Here is a 565-nt window from a genome sequence, read left to right as displayed (position 1 = left end):
TACTGGGCAATGAACTCGTGCCGGACCCGTCCGTCGGAGTCGGTGACGGCGCACAGGTCGTCATGGACCGGTGGGCCAGGTCTTTTCCCGTTCTTGCCCCGCCCCTTACCGAAGGCAGAAAACCAGGCATTATCCGAACACAGCCGCCACGCGGTGCGCGCGGCCATGGGATACCCGGCGGTTTCCGCCTCGTCGGTCAGATATCGGTACCCGAACTCCGGGTCGTCCCGGTGGGCATCGAAGAGGGCGTTCGCCCGGTAGGCGGAGACCAGGTCCGCTTCGGAGACAGGAGCGGACAGCCAGCGGTAGTAGGGCTGGCGGGAGAACTTCAAAACCCGACACGACACCGCGACGGGGATCCCGTCTGCGGCGAGCTCTCTTACGAGCGGGTAGAACCTTTTGAGGGCAGATTCGCCTGAGATAAATAGGCAGCAGCACGGCGGAGGACTTCGTTCTCCTGCTCGAGTAGGCGTGTGCGGCGGCGTAGGTCGCGCAATTCTGCCGACTCGTCCGTGGTCTTGCCGGGCTTGTTGCCGGCATCGATCTCGGCTGCGCGGAGCCATTT

2 pseudogenes are annotated in these 565 nt (G+C 64.2%); both read right to left on the bottom strand.

Features of this window, described 5'->3' with window-relative positions:
- Window positions 1–332, bottom strand: a pseudogene (locus ACT3UE_RS15785) (hypothetical protein); the annotation flags it as partial.
- Between the two features lie 47 nt (window positions 333–379).
- Window positions 380–565: pseudogene (locus tag ACT3UE_RS15780) on the bottom strand (IS3-like element ISMyma10 family transposase); the annotation flags it as partial.

It is taken from the genome of Arthrobacter sp. 179 (assembly GCF_052379645.1).
Taxonomy (GTDB): Bacteria; Actinomycetota; Actinomycetes; order Actinomycetales; family Micrococcaceae; genus Arthrobacter_H.
Note: the sequence above shows the minus strand (reverse complement) of the source record. Positions and strands in the feature narration are given on the sequence as shown.